We start from the raw sequence: 13,473 nt of genomic DNA on the forward strand, positions 1-13,473 counted from the left end.
ACGGCGGCGCCGGGTTCTGTAAACTCGCCACGCGGCCCGCGATCATCCCGCCCGCAAAGGGGCTAGCGCATCATCCCCTGCGCGCTATAACGAAAGACTATTCGGTCGATCCCGGCCGCAACACGACCATTTTTCGGGGGCTTGCAGCACATGAAAGCGACGTTGGAACGGGCGGTTCTCCTCAAGAGCCTCGGCCATGTTCAATCGGTGGTGGAGCGCCGCAACACCATTCCCATCCTGTCCAACGTGCTGCTCGAGGCGGGCGACAATGGGCTCCGCCTGATGGCCACCGACCTCGACCTCCAGGTCGACGAGACCGTCGCCGCCGAGGTCAGCCAGCAGGGCGCGACCACCGTGCCCGCGCACACCTTCTTCGACATCGTCCGCAAGCTGCCCGAGGGTGCGCAGGTCGAACTGACCGCCGCCGATGGCAAGATGCAGGTCCTTGCCGGGCGTGCGCGCTTCAACCTCCAGACGCTGCCGCGCGACGATTTCCCCGTCATCGCCGAGGGCGAATTGCCGCACCGCTTCGAACTGCCCGCCGCGACGCTGCGACAGATCATCGACAAGACGCGCTTCGCCATCTCCAACGAAGAGACGCGCTATTATCTGATGGGCATCTTCTTCCACGTCACCGACGATGCGATGAAGGCCGCCGCGACCGACGGCCACCGCCTCGCGCGCGTGACGGTCGAGAAGCCCGAGGGCTCGGACGGCATGCCCGACATTATCGTGCCCAAGAAGTGCGTCGGCGAATTGCGCAAGCTGCTCGACGAGGTCGACGGCACGGTCGAGGTCTCGCTGTCGGATAGCAAGATCCGCTTCGGACTCGGCGCGGCGGTGCTGACGTCCAAGCTCATCGACGGCAAGTTCCCCGACTACAATCGCGTCATCCCGACCGCCAACGACAAGCTTTTGAAGCTCGATCCCAAGAGCTTCATGGCGGGCGTCGACCGCGTCGCCACCATCGCCAGCGAGAAGACCCGCGCGGTCAAGATGGCGGTTTCGGACAACACGGTGACTCTGTCGGTGACCAGTCCCGAAAATGGCGTCGCGGTGGAAGAAATACCTGCCGACTACAAGAATGACGGGCTCGAGATCGGCTTCAACGCGCGCTACCTCATGGACATCCTCCACGAGATCGAGGGCGATACGGTCGAAGTGCATCTCGCCGATGCGGCGGCACCGACGCTGTTGCGCGAGAAGGACGACAGCCCCGCGCTCTACGTCCTGATGCCGATGCGCGTCTGAACCGCCGAGCGCTCCCGCGTCGAGGGACGCGGAAGACCGGCCGGCGGGGCGCGGTAGCGAGCCCGACCGACGCGGCTCGCGGCCGCACGCGAGCCTCATGACTACGATAGTGTCATGTGCCCGAGAGTCTTCGGCTTTCCCACCCTCACCCGAGCGCGCCAAGGCGCGCCACCCTCTCCCGCCAGCGGGAGAGGGGGTTTTTCGCCGCTTATTCGCTGGAATGCGGCGCGCTGCGCTGGCGTCGCGAACTTCCAGACAGGCCGCTTCGCGGCGGGATTGATGCGATTACGAGCAGTTATCAGGGCGGTGCCCGTCCCCCATGCTTGATCCGGGACCGGTCGCGGGCCAAGCAAGTAAGGTGATCACGCGCCTCTCCCTTACCGATTTTCGCAATCACGCCGATACGCTGCTCGAACCGGGGGCGGGGTTCAATGTGCTGACGGGGCCCAATGGGGCGGGCAAGACCAATGTGCTCGAGGCGATCAGTCTGCTCTCGCCCGGGCGCGGTTTGCGGCGCGCGGCGCTCCGCACGATGGCGCGCGGCGACGGGGACTTAGGGTTCGCCATTGCCGCGCGGCTGGGCGACGGCGCCGATGTCGGCGTGGGGACGCAGGCCAATGCGCCCGACCGGCGCGTCGTGCGGATCAATGGCGCTGCGGGGGCGGCATCAGCGCTGGCCGAGCGGATCGCGATCCTCTGGCTCACCCCCGCCATGGACCGCCTGTTCCTCGAGGGCGCGGCAGGGCGGCGCGCCTTTCTCGACCGGCTCACGCTGGCGCTCGAACCCGATCATGCGCGCAACGCCAGCATCTACGAGCAGGCGATGCGCGAGCGCAATCGGCTGTTGTCGGAGGAAGAGCGGCCCGATGCGGCGTGGCTCGACGGGCTTGAACTCAAGATGGCTGAAGCTGGTCATGCGCTCCACGATGCGCGCGCCCGGACGGTGGCGGTCTTGGACGGCGCAGGCGGGGGCGATGACGATTTCCCGGCCGCGCGTCTGTCGCTCGAAGGCTATGATGGCGGCGACCTCGCACGGTCGCTGGCGGAGGGGCGGCGGCGCGATGCGGCGGCGGGGCGGACGCTGTCGGGCCCGCATCGCAGCGATCTTGCCGTGACCTATGGCGCCAAGGGGCAGGCGGCGGCGGACTGTTCGACCGGCGAACAGAAGGCGCTGCTGCTCGGGCTCGTGCTGGCCCACGCCGACAAGGTGCGCGCGCAGCGTGGGCTCGATCCGGTGCTGCTGCTAGACGAGGTGGCAGCGCATCTCGATCCCGATCGTCGCGCCGCTCTCTACGACCGGCTGGCCGGACGGGGACAGGTGTTCATGACCGGCACCGAGCCTGCCTTGTTCGACGCGGTGGGGGAAGCAACGCGGTTCAGCGTGCGCGGTGGCGCTCTGGTTCGGGATCGGTAGCGCCGAAGGCCGCTTCATGCGCCTCGCACAGCCGCTCGCGGTCGTCGGGGTGATCGAGATTGTCGAGGGCGCGATCGCGGGCTTGTTCGGCGACGTGACGAAAGGCGTCCCTTGCTTCGCCTGCGCGCGTCGCGATCGAACCCAGCACGTCCTGTAGGCGCATCTGCACCTCGACGAGACCGGCGCCGTCACGGGCGATGGGGATGACGAGGTCGCGCACCATTTCCTCTAGGCTCAAGGCTGGTTCGACAACGCCGCCGAGGTCGCGGCTGCCGCCTTCGTCGCAGGCATCGATGAACCGGTCGAAGACGCGCAGGCCAGCGGCGAGTACGGCGATGGCGGTGCCGGGGTCGTTGACGGCGGGCGAGAGAGCGCGGCTGGCGATTTCACCCAGCACGGTGATGCCGAAGCGCGGATCCTGGTCGAAATCGCGGCTGTCGGTGACCGTGAAGGCACGTTTGAGACGGCGCGGCAGGTCGTCGCAATCCTCCTCGGCCTCGTCGGGGACGGTCTTGGTCCAGGCAAGCGGGCGGTCGCGCCCGACGAAGGTACCCGCCGGGGCGCCGACATGGACGATCACGCCGCAGCGTTCCGCGAGCTCGGAGAGCTTCGAGCGGTCGACATGGGCGACATAGCCGCTGCGGTCGGGAAAGGCGGCGCAGCCCGCCCGGCCGGCAGGGTGACGCGCGTCGCGCCCGGTGAGTTTGAGCGGCCCCTTATAGTCCTCGACGGCGCCGCGCGCCTTCTTCTCGACCCGCTCGATGGTGTCGGAGACACGTCCGAAATGGGTCAGTTGGCCGATCCAGCGCAGCAGCACGATGGAGATCCATGCGATGACGATGACGGTGCCGACGAGGAGCACGGCGCGGCCCTGGACGCCGTAGTAATTGGCCTTGAGCGCGATGATGCCGACGATGGCGAACAGGAACGCGCCGAGGAAGGTCGAGAGCGCGTTTTGCGCGGCGGCATCCTCGACCAGCAGTTCGGTAGCGCGCGGCGTGCCATTCTGGCTGGCGCCAGAGAAAGCGGTGACCATCGCGGTCAGCGAAAAGGTGGTGACCGCAAGCATGGAGGAAGCGAGGACGGTGAGGACATTGTCGACCGCATCGGCGCCGATCTTGCCGAATTCGTAGGGGATGAGCGGCGCGAGCCGCTTCGCCGCAAGCGCCAGCAAGACCGACAGGAACGCGATGAGCGCAGCGCGGAACCAGATCCGCTTGGTCAACTGCATGATGAACCAGCGCCAGCGTGACATCGGCGGTAAACTCCTTCTTTTGCCCATAACGAGGCAGCGGCGCTTTCGTCGCATCGGGATTGACGCTAGCCTTCGAGCAGAAAGAGGCGGCGATGCGGCTGGACCGGCGGGAAATGCTGATGGCAAGCGGCGCTACCGCGATGCTCGGCGCTATGCCGGTGAAGGGCGGGGTGGCCGCCAGCGACGCCGATATCGCGGTGCGCCTGCTGCATCGTTATCATCCCGGCTTGCTGCGGTATCAGACCGACGGGGAATGGCAGCGCAGCGTCGCGGGCTTTCGCCACCGCTTCGGGACGGCGACTTCGCTCGACAAGCAGTTTCTCGCGCTGGCCCGGCTGCTCGGCAGGGTGCGTTGCAGCCATACGCACATCAATCCCACCAACCAGTCGGAGACGATGGTCGCCGCGCACCTCGGCGCCGCGCGGCTGCTGCCATTCAACTTCACCTGGCATGGGTCGCGGATGATCGTGACGGACGACCCGCACGGGCTCGGGCTGGAGGCAGGGCAGGAAATTTCTACCGTCAATCGCGTGCCGGTCCGAGGCCTGCAGCGCGCATTGCTGGGCTATACGCGTGCCGACGGGGCGCTGGACGACAAGCGGCGCGCGCTGCTTACGGTCGGCGAAGCACGGCAATTCGAGACCTTCGACTGGTTGACCGCCCCCATGCGCCTCTGGGGCGAGCGAGTGCTGATCGGCCTCGGGGGGAAGATGCGCGTGCCGGAGGAGCGCATCTTCGACACGATCACGCTGGAAAGGCGCCGCGCGCTGGCACCGCCGCCCTTGCCGCGCGATGCGGCCACAGCATGGTGGACGATGGAGAAGCGCGGCGGCATCGCGGTGCTGAGGATGCCGAGTTGGGCGGTGTTCAATACGGATTGGGAGTGGCAGGGTTGGCTCGATGCGCAGCTCGACGCCATGGCGGGCGACGGGACGCGCGGGCTTGTGATCGACCTGCGGGGTAACGAGGGCGGCTATTTCGATTGCGGCCGCGCGCTGATCGAGCGGATCGCCGGGGCGCCTGTGCCCTTGCCTGCGGAGGAGCGGCTGACCCGGCTCGGCACCGTGGCCGATGAGGATCGGCCCTATCTGACGACATGGGACGACAGCCTCTACACGGTCGGCGCGGCCTTCCCCGACGCTGGCGGCGGGATGCGGCGGGTGCCCATCGAGGGCGAGCGGGTCATTCGTCCGCGAGGGGCCCGCTTTGCGGGCGCCGTCGCGCTGTTGGTCGGGGCCGACAATAGCTCGGCCACGGGGATCTTCGCGCAGCTGGTCAAGGAAAACCGGCTCGGACTGCTGGTGGGGCAGGAAACGGGGCGAAATCAGCGCGGCGGCAATGGCGATGCCTTCTTCTTCGCGCGCCTGCCGGCGAGCGATCTTTCGTTCGACATTCCTCTGGTGGCGAGCCACGTGGTGGGCTTCCAACCCAATGCCGGGACCCTTCCCGACGTCCCCGTGCCGCTGGCCGCGACGCTGCGATCCGACGGGGTGGATGTGATGCTCGAGGCAGCGCTCAGGAGCCTTGGCGTTCGGGGCTGATCGCCGGGCGCTTTCCCTTAGCGAAAACAGGGCCGAAAGGCTTGGTTTCGCACGCGCTTTCTGCCATAAATCCAAGATGAAATTCGGGCCCTTCTCCTCCCTGCGCCGACCGCCGCTCCGCGGCTAGGGCGCCCGGCCTCGAAAATCCCTTCCAAACCATTGAGAAATCGACAGAAAATCCATGGCTGAAGAACAGAATAAATCCGATTATGGCGCCGACAGCATCAAGGTACTCAAGGGCCTCGACGCGGTGCGCAAGCGTCCCGGCATGTATATCGGCGACACCGACGACGGATCGGGCCTTCACCATATGGTTTTCGAGGTCTCGGACAATGCCATCGACGAGGCGCTGGCGGGGCATTGCGACCGGGTGCTGATCGTTCTCAATGCCGATGGTTCGGTCAGCGTCGAGGACAATGGCCGCGGCATTCCCGTCGACATGCACAAGGAGGAGGGCGTGTCGGCGGCCGAGGTCATCATGACCCAGCTGCACGCGGGTGGGAAGTTCGAGAACACCAGCGACGACAACGCCTACAAGGTGTCGGGCGGCCTGCACGGCGTCGGCGTGTCGGTGGTGAATGCGCTCTCCGAATGGCTCGAGCTGACCATCTGGCGCGACGGCAAGGAGCATTGGATGCGCTTCGAGCATGGCGATGCGGTCGAGAGCCTGCGCGTCGTCGGCGAGGCGGAGGGCAAGAAGGGCACCAAGGTCACCTTTCTGCCGAGCCCTGCCACCTTCAAGATCGTCGAATTCGACTTCGATCGGCTCGAGCACCGTTTCCGTGAACTCGCCTTCCTCAACTCGGGTGTGCGCATCCATCTTGCCGACGAGCGGCATGACGAGCGCCGCGAAGTCGAAATGTATTACGAGGGCGGGATCGCCGCCTTCGTGAAATATCTCGACCGTGCCAAGACCGCTCTCTTGCCCGAACCGATCGCCATCACCGGGCAGCGCGACGATATCGGCATCGAGGTCGCGCTCGAATGGAACGACAGCTATTACGAAAATGTCCTCTGCTTCACCAACAACATTCCGCAGCGTGACGGCGGGACGCACCTCGCGGCCTTCCGCGCCGCGCTGACGCGCACGCTCAACACCTATGCGGATCAGACTGGGCTCTTGAAGAAGCAGAAGGTCAGCCTAACGGGCGACGACATGCGCGAAGGCCTCACCGCCATCGTCAGCGTCAAGCTGCCCGACCCCAAGTTCAGCTCGCAGACCAAGGACAAGCTGGTAAGCTCCGAAGTGCGCCAGCCGCTCGAAAGCCTGATGGCCGACAAGATGCGCGAATGGCTCGAGGAAAACCCGCAACATGCCAAGGACGTTATCCAGAAGGTGATCGATGCGGCGGCGGCGCGCGAAGCAGCCAAGCGGGCGCGCGAAATGACGCGCAAGGGCGCGATGACGGTCGCGAGCCTGCCGGGCAAGCTCGCTGACTGTCAGGAAAAGGATCCGGCCAAGTCCGAACTTTTCCTGGTCGAGGGCGACTCCGCCGGTGGCTCCGCCAAGCAGGGCCGCGATCGCAAGACGCAGGCGATCCTGCCGCTGAAGGGCAAGATCCTCAATGTCGAGCGCGCGCGCTTCGACCGCATGCTGGGATCGAAGGAAGTCGGCACGCTCATCCAGGCGCTCGGCACCGGGATCGGGCGCGAGGACTTCAACCTCGAGAAGCTCCGCTACCACAAGATCGTCATCATGACCGACGCCGACGTCGACGGCGCGCATATCCGCACGCTCCTGCTGACCTTTTTCTATCGCCAGATGCCCGAGCTTGTCGAAGCCGGGCACCTCTACATCGCGCAGCCGCCGCTCTACAAGGTCGCGCGCGGCAAGAGCGAAGTGTACTTGAAGGACAATGCCGCACTCGACGATTATCTCGTCGATGCCGGGATCGACGGGCTGGTGCTCGACAGCGATACGGGCAGCCGGTCGGGCGCCGACCTGCGCGCGCTGGTCGAGCATGCGCGCCGGATGCGCACCGTTCTCGGCTATGCGCCGCGCAAATATGATCCCGCGATCATCGAGACGCTGGCGCTGGCGGGCGTGCTCGAACCGGGGATCGATGCGAAGGCCTTCGATGCCGCGGTCGAGCGCGCGGTGGGACGCCTTCAGGCGGGCGACCTCGAGGCCGCATGGAGCGCAGGCCGCGACGGCGAAGATCTCGTGCTCAGGCGCGAATGGCGCGGCGTGACCGATGCGATCCGCTTCGGCGCGGGCTTCCTCGGTTCGGCGGAGGCGCGCAAGCTGGCGACCCTCGCCAAGGAAGAGGCCGACAGCTATCTTACCCCCGCCGTCCTGCGCAAGGGCGATGCCGAGGATGGCAAGACCACCGCGATCAACCGACCGACGGGGCTGCTCGACGCGGTGCTCGCCGCCGGACGCAAGGGGCTGTCGATCCAGCGCTACAAGGGGCTGGGCGAGATGAACGCGGACCAGCTGTGGGAAACCACGCTCGACCCCGAGGTGCGCTCGCTGCTCAAGGTCGAGGTCGACCAAGCCGATGTCGCCGACGAGATCTTCACCCGCCTGATGGGCGACGTGGTCGAACCGCGCCGCGAGTTCATTCAGGACAATGCGCTGAACGTCGCCAACCTCGACGTCTGATGCGCTTCGCCCTGCTCCTCCCGCTACTGCTCGCCGGTTGCGCGCCGGTCGAGACGGCGGCGGAGACGCAGGACGAGATCGAGCGCGTCGCCCTGGAGCGCTTCTTCACCGAGGCGCGCGAGCTCGAGGGGCATCTGGCAAAAGCGTTCGCCTGCCTCGAGCTGGGCGAGGTCAAGACGACTGCGCGGCGCGATGCCCCCGACGAAGTCATCGCGGCGCTGGCGGGGGAGTGGGGTGTCCCGGTCTATCCCGCTTCTGCCTGTTCGACGGGCGAAAATGGCGTCATCGTCGCGCCGAATGGGGTGACGGGCGGCAAGATGCTCCGCGTGTCGAGCCTCTCCTGCTCGCCGGTCGATCGGCGCTGCGAGGCCAGCATCTCTTACTATGTCGCCAACCTTGCGGCGGGCGGCACGGAAGTGACGCTCACGCACGAGGGCGGCGCCTGGGTCGTGCGGCGCAGCGAGAGCATGTGGATCAGCTGAGAGACCTGCGCCCTCAATCCTTCACCACGAACACGGCCGTCGTCAGCGATGGCACCGCGTCGGGGCGTGCGGCGCGCAGGACGGCATCGTCCGAGGCAGCCTGCACCGGGTGGAGCGCATAGGCGGCGGGATCGGCGTCGAGGGCCTGTGTTTCCCGGGTGGCGTTGAAGACCACCATCAAATCTCCCGGATCGCCCTCGCCGAGCATCATCACGATGAGGCCCGGTATCTGATCGGGCCCCGTGTTGAGGAAGCGCAGTTTGGCCTGCACTTCCTCGGCGCTTTTCATGCGGAATAGCGGGCTGGCCATCCGGAGGGCGAATAGTTCTTCGAGATGAGCGGTGGCGCGCGCGATGTCGGATGACGTCATTTCCAGCCGCGGGTCGGCGAGGAGAGCCCGGGCGTGCGGCCAGTCGACCTCATTGTCCTGTTTGGGCGGTAGCCCGCGGCCCCAATGGTGGCGCTGGCCCGAGAAATCGACCGCGTTGAACCAGTCGCCGCTATTGTAGCTGTTGTGATCGAGGCTCTTGGTCCGCAGCAATTCCTGCCCGGCGTGGATGAAGGGCATGCCCTGCGCCAGGACGATCAGGCTGGTGGCCATGTTCTGCCAGCGAACGCGCTCTTCACGGCTGATGTCGCGGGGCAGGCGCCAGGCATTGTTGTCGAACAGCGTCGGATTGTCGTGCGCGGCGGCGTAATTGACGCTTTCCTGCGGGTCGGAGACGTAGCCCACGGGGTGGCCGTCATAATCGAGCTCGCGCGCGGCTTTCAGCGTGCCATCGGCGCTGATGAAGCGATAGTCGGCGAGGCTGCCGGCGAGCCCGGCGCGGACGTGATCGGTGAGGGTGAGGAGCCGTGCACGCGCCGCGGCATCGGCGCTGGTCATCGCATTGGGCGCGGTAAAGAGGCCGCTGGCGAAGCCTTGCGTGGTTATTGCCTCGTCGCCGCGGCTGTTGTAGCGACCGCCGCGAAGGGCATCGCGGAAGCGGTCGTTGAAGGTGCCGATCCCGCTGCCCGCGCCCATATTGGCCTGGTCGGCCTGGACGAAGCGGGCATCGCCGCCGACCTCGCCATAATCCCAACCTTCGCCATAGATGAGGAGGTCGGCACCATCGACGCCGTCCTTCGCGAGGGTGAGCTGCGCAAGGTCGGCCTTCTCGGCGAGGATGTGATCCTTCGCATGGTGCGCCATGAGGTCGAAGCGAAAGCCCGAGACCTTGTAATCGCGCGCCCATACCATGAGCCCGTCGCGCATCAGCTTTTCCATCATCACGCGCTCGGTCGCGGTGTTGGAGCAGCAGGTCGAATTGGCGACGCTGCCGTCTTCCATCAGCCGCTGGTAATAGCCCGGCACGATGCGATCGAGCACGGCGCGATCCGATTGGCCGTGGCCGGGGGTGTGGTTGAAGACGACATCGAGCACGGTGCCGAGCCCGATGGCATCGAGACCCATCACCATCGCGCGAAACTCGCGGATGCGCGCGGTGCCGTCGGGGTCGGAGGCGTAGGAGCCTTCGGGCGCGAGATAGTGCAGGGGGTCGTAGCACCAGTTGAAGCCATCCGTTTCGTCGGCGGCATCGAGGATCTGCTGCTGGACTTCGCTGGCAGGTCCGTAATCGTCGAGACCGACGGGTTCGACGCGATGGTCCGCGCGCTCCTCGATCGAGGCGCAGTCATTGGTGGGCAGTAGATGCACGTCACTGAGGCCAGCATTGGCGAGGCGCGACAGGTGCTTCACGCCGGCGGTCGCGGGGTCGGCGAAGGCGGCGTATCGACCGCGCTTCTCGACCGGAATCCCAGTGTCGCCGATCGAGAAATCGCGCACGTGGAGTTCGTAGATGGAGCGGTTCTCGGCCGCACCGTCGAGGTCGCGCGCAAAGGCGTCCCATCCCTCGGGCTTGGTCGCGGGGTCGTCCATGTCCACGATCAGCGTACGCCCCGCATTGGCGGCAAGGCCGAGGGCATAGGGGTCGGTGACCATGTTGGTCTCGATCCGGCCCGTGGTGGGGGCGTGGACCTCGACTTCGTAGAGGTAATAGGCGCCTTTCCAGTCAGGCTCGCCCGTGACGGACCAGACGCCCGAGGCGGGGTCCTCGGTCATCGGCCGGACGGCTCGGGCAGGTCCGGTGGGGGTGTCGAACAGGTGGAGTTTCACCGAGCGGGCGGTGGGGGCCCAGAGCGCGATGGCGAGGCTGCCGTCGTCGGCAAAACGCGCGCCGAGCCGTGCGCTCTTGGCGGCATCGGCATAAAGCGCATCGAGGACCGGGCCGATCTGAAGCCCCGTACGATCGAGCGCAACCGGGCCTTTGAGCATCTGGCGAACGTCGTCGCGCGCGGCATCGAGCCGCCACAAGGCGAGGCCTTCGAGATGCGGGTGGGCGGCGGCGAGCGCGCCGTCGACCTTGCCTGCAGGCGCGAGAGAATGGCGCATCGTCCCGGCAAGCAAGGTCGGTGCGATCACGCCGTCGTAAGCGATCAGGTCGGGGGCGAGCCAGTGCGCGCGGGCATCGCCGGGGCGCACCCAGTCGGTGGCGGCGCTCTCCACCGTGACCGGCGCGCAGCCGCTCGACGCCACCAGTGCGGCGACCAGCGCGCCCGCTAGATACCTACCCCGCATCACTCGCTCCTCTTTTCCTGACGGACGCGACCATTGCGGGCGGGCGGGCGTTCGGCAATCTGTATAGGTATGCAGACCCCCGAAAGGACTCGATGAACCTCACCATTGCCTCGTTCAACATCAGGAAAGCGCTCGGCACCGATCGCAAGCGCGATCCCCTGCGCATCTTGAAGGTGCTCGAAGAGGTAAACCCCGACATCGTCGTCCTGCAGGAAGCCGACAAGCGCGTGGGTACACGCGGCGCGGCGCTGCCGCACGAGCTGGTTGCCGAGCACGGCCATTGGCGCCCGGTTCCGGCGGCACGCAGCCATGACAAGCTGCTCGATCTCGTGCCCCAGCATCCGCTGACGCAGCCATTCCTCGACCGGCTAGATACGCGCAATTTGGGTTGGCACGGCAATGCGATCCTCGTGCGCGAGGACCATGAGGTGGAAGAGGCGATGTGCCTCGATCTGCCCAGCCTCGAGCCGCGTGGGGCGCTGCTCGCGCAACTGACGGTGGACGGCCAGCCGCTGCGGGTGATCGGCGCGCATCTCGATCTGTCGGGTCTTTATCGGAAACGGCAGGTGGCGCATCTCCTCGAGACGATCGAGGCGCTGGGGCATGATCGTCCGACGATCATCGCGGGCGACACCAACGAATGGCGGACGGGGGCGAACAGCCTCGATGCGCTGGAGGAGCGCTTTGCCTGCGCGGCCTGCGGTCCGAGCTATCATACGCGAAAACCCATCGCGACATTGGACCGGATCTTCGTCGACAAGAGGCTGACCGTCTTCGAGAGCGGCGTGCACCGCAGCGTCGCAGCGAAAGCGGCGAGCGATCACCTGCCGGTCTGGGCCAAGGTGGGGTTCGCGCCGCCGGTGAAGGCCGACTAGCCGCCCTGCATCTTGCGTTGGCGGCGGCGCTGGACGCTCGATCCGATGCCCATCGCTTCGCGATATTTGGCCACCGTGCGGCGGGCGAGGTCGTAACCCTGCCCCTGGAGCAGGGTGACGAGCGCATCGTCGGAGAGGATCTTGTCTTCCTCGTCGATCAGTTTCTTGATGGCGGCCTTGACCGCGAGCGCGCTGGCGCCGTCCTCGCTGTCGGCCGAACCGACGCCCGAGCCGAAGAAATATTTAAGTTCGTATAGACCGCGTTCGCAGAAGAGATATTTGTTCGAGGTCACGCGGCTGACGGTGGATTCGTGCACCTCCACCTTCTCGGCGACAGCAGCGAGCGTGAGGGGTTTGAGCGCCGACACGCCCTCGCGGAAGAAACCTTCCTGCACTCGCACGATCTGGATCGCGGTCTTGAGGATGGTCTGGGCGCGCTGGTCCAGCGCCTTCACCAGCCAGTTGGCGCTTTGCAGATGGTCGGCGAGCCAGGCTTTCGATGCCTTGTCCGATGCGCCGGCCTTCAGTTCGGCATGATAAGCGCGGTTGACGAGAACGCGGGGGAGGGCGTCGGGGTTGAGCTCCACCTCCCAACCATCCTTGCCCTCGCGCACGAGGACGTCGGGGACGATCTCGGTCGCGGGGGTGGAGGAGAATTGGCAGCCGGGCTTGGGGTCGTAGGCGCGCAATTCGCGGACCATGTCGGCCAGGTCTTCCTCGTCGACGCGGCAAATGCGCAGGAGATCCTTCATGCGGCCCTTGGCGAGGAGGTCGAGATTGTCGATCAGTCGCGCCATGGCGGGGTCGTAGCGGTCGGCGGCCTTGGCCTGCAGCGCGAGGCATTCGGCGAGGCTGCGCGCGGCGATGCCCGGCGGGTCGAGATCCTGCACGAGCGCGAGCGCTTCTTCGAGCTCGGCCTCGGGCGCCCCGAGACTGTCCGCCAGATCGATCAGCGATCGCTCCAGATAACCTGTGTCGGCTAGGCTGTGGACGATGGCTTCGGCGAGCGCCCCGATGGAGCCGCCCGTGCCCGACAGCTGGTCGAGCAGATGCTCCTTCAGACTGTGCGGACGCGATTCAAGGCGGTCGAAGTCGAACGCCTCGCCTGCCTCGTTCATCGGCAGGTCGGGGAGGCTGTCGGTGTCGCGCGCGGCCTCGCTAGCGTCATAGTCGAGCGCGGACTCGCCCGTCGAAAAATCATCGGCGCCGGTGGGGTCGGGGGCATCGTCGAAGCCGTCACCGACATCGTCTGTGGTTGCCTCGGGCTTGTCGCCGCCTTCCTCGAGCAGCGGGTTCTTGGCCAGTTCCTCCGCAACCACGGCCTCGATCTCGATGCTCGACAGCGCGAGCAGCTTGATCGCCTGCTGCAGCTGCTGGGTCATGACCAGCGACTGCGTCTGGCGAATATCGAGGGAGGGGCCGAGCGCCATGTG

The 13,473-nt window shown here is 66.5% G+C and carries 9 protein-coding genes; 6 read left to right on the forward strand and 3 right to left on the reverse strand.

The window, feature by feature from the left end:
• The first annotated feature begins 150 nt into the window (after positions 1–150).
• The gene (dnaN, locus tag NUW51_RS10745; protein ID WP_265587520.1) at positions 151–1,251 is read left to right on the forward strand and encodes a DNA polymerase III subunit beta; all 1,101 of its coding nucleotides are present in this window, start codon (positions 151–153) and stop codon (positions 1,249–1,251) included.
• Between the two features lie 358 nt (positions 1,252–1,609).
• A complete protein-coding gene (recF, locus tag NUW51_RS10750; protein WP_265587521.1) occupies positions 1,610–2,665 on the forward strand; it encodes a DNA replication/repair protein RecF in 1,056 nt (351 codons plus the stop codon).
• Here the strand turns inward: recF and NUW51_RS10755 are convergent.
• A complete protein-coding gene (locus NUW51_RS10755) occupies positions 2,628–3,920 on the reverse strand; it encodes a DUF2254 domain-containing protein (RefSeq protein WP_265587522.1) in 1,293 nt (430 codons plus the stop codon). The genes recF and NUW51_RS10755 overlap by 38 nt on opposite strands.
• Positions 3,921–4,039: 119 nt before the next feature.
• On the opposite strand from NUW51_RS10755, the gene NUW51_RS10760 reads away from it, so the two are divergent.
• From NUW51_RS10760 to NUW51_RS10770, 3 genes are all read left to right on the forward strand, one after another.
• Complete coding sequence (locus tag NUW51_RS10760) at positions 4,040–5,461, forward strand: S41 family peptidase (protein ID WP_265587523.1); 1,422 nt, start codon at positions 4,040–4,042, stop codon at positions 5,459–5,461.
• Between the two features lie 181 nt (positions 5,462–5,642).
• Positions 5,643–8,066, forward strand: coding sequence for a DNA topoisomerase (ATP-hydrolyzing) subunit B (gene gyrB / locus NUW51_RS10765; RefSeq protein ID WP_265587524.1), 2,424 nt, complete (start codon positions 5,643–5,645; stop codon positions 8,064–8,066).
• Positions 8,066–8,548 (forward strand): hypothetical protein, encoded by a 483-nt coding sequence (locus tag NUW51_RS10770; RefSeq protein WP_265587525.1) that lies wholly within the window; start codon positions 8,066–8,068, stop codon positions 8,546–8,548. The genes gyrB and NUW51_RS10770 overlap by 1 nt, the downstream gene beginning before the upstream one ends.
• 13 nt (positions 8,549–8,561) lie before the next feature.
• Here the strand turns inward: NUW51_RS10770 and pulA are convergent, their stop codons facing one another.
• A complete protein-coding gene (gene pulA / locus NUW51_RS10775; RefSeq protein ID WP_265587526.1) occupies positions 8,562–11,165 on the reverse strand; it encodes a pullulanase-type alpha-1,6-glucosidase in 2,604 nt (867 codons plus the stop codon).
• Positions 11,166–11,257: 92 nt separating this feature from the next.
• Here pulA and NUW51_RS10780 point away from each other — a divergent pair, with 92 nt between their 5' ends.
• Entirely contained in the window at positions 11,258–12,040 is a 783-nt protein-coding gene (locus tag NUW51_RS10780; RefSeq protein WP_265587527.1) for an endonuclease/exonuclease/phosphatase family protein, read from the forward strand.
• On the opposite strand, the gene rpoN is transcribed toward NUW51_RS10780, so the two are convergent.
• Entirely contained in the window at positions 12,037–13,470 is a 1,434-nt protein-coding gene (gene rpoN, locus NUW51_RS10785) for an RNA polymerase factor sigma-54 (protein WP_265587528.1), read from the reverse strand. The two genes, NUW51_RS10780 and rpoN, sit on opposite strands and share 4 nt — an antisense overlap.
• Between the last annotated feature and the right edge of the window lie 3 nt (positions 13,471–13,473).

It is taken from the genome of Sphingomicrobium arenosum (assembly GCF_026157085.1).
Lineage (GTDB): Bacteria > Pseudomonadota > Alphaproteobacteria > Sphingomonadales > Sphingomonadaceae > Sphingomicrobium > Sphingomicrobium arenosum.